Genomic DNA, 3,229 nt, shown 5'->3' with positions numbered 1-3,229 from the left:
ATGTTGTTTTCAATTGGAGCCCGGCGTTAAGCCGGGCTCACCCCTGAACGGACTTGTGGTCATTTATGGAAAAGTCGAAGTTGCGCAAAGTCGGTATGGGTTTGGCGTTGGTGGTGGTAGCGGGATTGGCGTTCTACACGGTGCAGGCGCCGGCCGAGGCGCCGCAATACCTGACCGCTCCGGTTGAACGCAGTGATATTGAAAACGCGGTGCTGGCCACCGGATTGCTCGAAGGCATCAAACAAGTGGACGTCGGTGCGCAGGTGTCTGGGCAATTGAAGTCGCTAAAGGTCAAGGTTGGCGACAAGGTGAAGAAAGGGCAGTGGCTGGCGGAAATTGATCCGCTGGTGTTGCAGAACACGCTGCGTCAGGCCCAGGTCGATGAGGAAAACCTGCAAGCGCAGAAACGCGCCACCCAGGCCCAACTGAGGCAGACTAAAGCGATTTACGAGCGCTACAAGAACTTGCAGGACGACGCGTCGATCTCGCGCCAGGATTTTGAAACCGCCGAGTCTGACTATCAGGTGCAGCAGGCCAATCTGATGTCGCTGGATGCGCAGATCAAAAGTGCGCATATCCAGATCGACACGGCCAAGGTCAATCTGGCGTACACACGGATTGTTGCGCCGATCGATGGCGATGTGGTCGGCGTGGTGACGCAGGAAGGGCAAACGGTCATCGCCAGCCAACTGGCGCCGGTCCTGCTGAAACTGGCGGATCTGGACACCATGACGGTCAAGGCGCAGGTCTCCGAGGCCGATGTGATTCACATCGCCCCGGGGCAGGAGGTGTATTTCACCATTCTCGGCGAGGACAAACGTTACTACGCGAAACTGCGCGGCACGGACCCGGCGCCACAGAACTTTCTTGAAACGCCGCCCGCCGGTACGCCGAAGCAAAGCAGCGCGGTGTTCTACAACGCCTTGTTCGAGGTGCCGAACCCCGACCATCGTTTGCGCATATCGATGACCGCGCAGGTGCGCATTATCCTCGACACCGCCAAGTCGGTGCTGACCGTGCCGGCGGCGGCGCTCGGGCCGCGCAATGCCGATGGCAGTTTTCCGGTACGGGTGCTGGACGCCAAGGGCCACGCGCAGTCGCGCAATGTGCATACCGGGATCAACAACAACGTCAAGGTGCAGATCAATGTGGGGCTGGCCGAGGGGGATCGCGTAGTGATTGGTGATCCAGTGGCCAACGTGGCGGGGGCATGAGCATGACTCAACCACTGCTCCAGCTCACCGGCATCACCCGTAGTTTCACCGCCGGTGACCGTGAATTTCTGGCGCTGAAAAACATCAACCTGACAATCAATGCCGGCGAAATGGTTGCGATCATCGGCGCGTCGGGCTCCGGTAAATCGACCTTGATGAACATCCTCGGCTGCCTCGATTACGCCACCGCCGGCAGCTACAGGATCAACGGCCAGGAAACCCGCGACCTGGACAATCAGGCGCTGGCTGAATTGCGTCGCGACTACTTCGGTTTCATCTTCCAGCGTTATCACTTGCTGCCGCACCTGAGCGCGATGCACAACGTCGAGATTCCGGCGATTTATTCGGGGACTCCGCAGGCGCAACGGCATGCCCGGGCGCGTGAGCTATTGGTTCGACTGGGGCTGGAAGGGCACTTGGCTCATCGGCCGAGCCAGTTGTCAGGCGGTCAGCAGCAGCGGGTCAGTATCGCCCGGGCCTTGATGAACGGCGGTGAAGTGATTCTCGCCGACGAGCCGACCGGCGCGCTCGACACTGCCAGCGGCAAGGAAGTGATGAACATCCTGCTGGAGCTGCACGCCGCTGGGCACACGGTGATTCTGGTGACCCACGACCCGAAAGTCGCGGCCAATGCCGAGCGCATCATCGAGGTCAGCGACGGTGAAATCCTCAGCGACCGCAGCAACGTGCGTGACACGGCCCAACTGCCCGATGAAGCCTCGGTGACGCCCAAAGCCACCGCCTCACGCCGGATGGTGGCCAGCCTCGGCTTGTTCAAAGAGGCGTTCAGCATGGCCTGGGTCGCGCTGGTATCGCATCGCATGCGCACCTTGCTGACCATGCTCGGCATCGTCATCGGCATTACTTCGGTGGTGTCGATCTCGGCGGTGGGCGAGGGCGCCAAGAACTACGTGCTCAAGGACATCGCGGCGATTGGCAGCAACACCATCGATATCTACCCCGGCAGCAGTTTTGGCGACAAGCGTGCCGCGACGATCGAAACCCTGTCACCCGCCGATGTCACGGCGCTGAATCAACTGTATTACGTCGACAGTGCTACGCCGATGATCGGCCGCAGTCTGTTGCTGCGCTATCGCAATATCGACCTGGACGCTCAGGTCAACGGCGTCAGTCACCAGTATTTCCAGGTACGCGGGATCAAAATGGCCGAGGGTATCGCGTTCAGCGAAAGCGATGCACGGCGCCAGGCCCAGGTGGTAGTGATCGATCACAACACCCGCCAGCGATTATTCGGCGCAGGCGTTGATCCGCTGGGACAGGTCATCCTGATCGGCAATCTGCCTTGTACGGTGATCGGCGTGGCGGCGGAGAACAAAAACCTCTTCGCGTCGGGCAAGACCCTCAACGTCTGGGTGCCGTATGAGACCGCTGCCGGGCGGGTGTTGGGCCAGCGCTATCTGGACAGTATCAGTGTGCGGATGAAGGACGGTCAGCCGAGCAAGGTTGTGGAAGATCACGTCACCCAGTTGCTGTTACAACGCCATGGCACCAAGGACTTCTTCACCAACAACCTCGACAGCGTCTTGCAGACGGTGCAGAAAACCAGTCGCTCGCTGGCGTTGTTGTTGTCGTTGATTGCGGTGATTTCGCTGGTGGTCGGCGGTATCGGGGTGATGAACATCATGCTGGTCTCGGTCACCGAGCGTACTCGCGAGATCGGCATTCGCATGGCGGTTGGCGCGCGCCAGTCAGATATTCGTCAGCAGTTTCTGGTGGAGGCGGTGATGGTCTGTCTGTTGGGCGGGGCCATCGGGATTTCGCTGTCCTACGCCATCGGCCATCTGTTTTCAGTGTTTATCAAAGAGTGGGAGATGGTGTTCTCGCTGGCCTCTGTACTGACTGCGGTGGTCTGCTCGACATTGATCGGCATCGTGTTTGGATTCGTGCCGGCACGGAATGCTTCGCGGCTGGATCCGATCCAGGCCCTGGCTCGCGACTGATGGTGCTCACCGATCCCCTGTAGGAGCTGCCGAAGGCTGCGATCTTTTGACTTT

The 3,229-nt window shown here is 59.9% G+C and carries 2 protein-coding genes; both read left to right on the top strand.

Going from position 1 to position 3,229, the window contains the following annotated elements; genetic code table 11:
- The first annotated feature begins 65 nt into the window (after positions 1-65).
- Positions 66-1,214 (top strand): macrolide transporter subunit MacA, encoded by a 1,149-nt coding sequence (gene macA / locus CKW18_RS18530; RefSeq protein WP_095190129.1) that lies wholly within the window; start codon positions 66-68, stop codon positions 1,212-1,214.
- A gap of 2 nt (positions 1,215-1,216) precedes the next feature.
- Positions 1,217-3,175, top strand: coding sequence for a MacB family efflux pump subunit (locus CKW18_RS18525; RefSeq protein WP_095190156.1), 1,959 nt, complete (start codon positions 1,217-1,219; stop codon positions 3,173-3,175).
- Positions 3,176-3,229 lie beyond the last annotated feature (54 nt).

The organism is Pseudomonas sp. Irchel 3E19 (genome assembly GCF_900187585.1).
Lineage (GTDB): Bacteria > Pseudomonadota > Gammaproteobacteria > Pseudomonadales > Pseudomonadaceae > Aquipseudomonas > Aquipseudomonas baetica.
Note: the sequence above shows the minus strand (reverse complement) of the source record. Positions and strands in the feature narration are given on the sequence as shown.